Origin of the sequence: Streptomyces sp. P9(2023), assembly GCF_032436795.1 — a bacterium.
Taxonomy (GTDB): Bacteria; Actinomycetota; Actinomycetes; order Streptomycetales; family Streptomycetaceae; genus Streptomyces.
In genome coordinates this window covers 1-264 of sequence record NZ_JAUPWM010000553.1, presented here as the reverse complement: position 1 = coordinate 264, position 264 = coordinate 1, and the positions used below count along the sequence as shown (strand labels likewise).

Genomic DNA, 264 nt, shown 5'->3' with positions numbered 1-264 from the left:
GTTAACTGTTTCCGGCGTCGTCAGTTCGAGACTGGCGCTATCTCGGCTAACCACATCTCCCTCGCTCACACCAGCAACAGCTAGACTACCGTCACTCGCCGTGGCCCGGAAATCACCAGTCAAAGTATAACTAACCTTCGATCGATAGGTCAGACCAAGAGTGGTCTCAGGCACAGGCTGATAAATCACGCCAAGATTATAGCCCCATGCGTCATCATCACCTTCCACGCGAGAATCAAGTTCACCACCTAGAGCATGGGGCAC

The 264-nt window shown here is 53.0% G+C and carries 1 protein-coding gene; it reads right to left on the bottom strand.

Annotated features, from left to right (window positions below; translation table 11 throughout):
* A partial coding sequence (locus Q5762_RS38675) for an outer membrane protein transport protein (RefSeq protein ID WP_315896997.1) occupies positions 1–228 on the bottom strand: 228 nt, incomplete at its 3' end.
* Positions 229–264 lie beyond the last annotated feature (36 nt).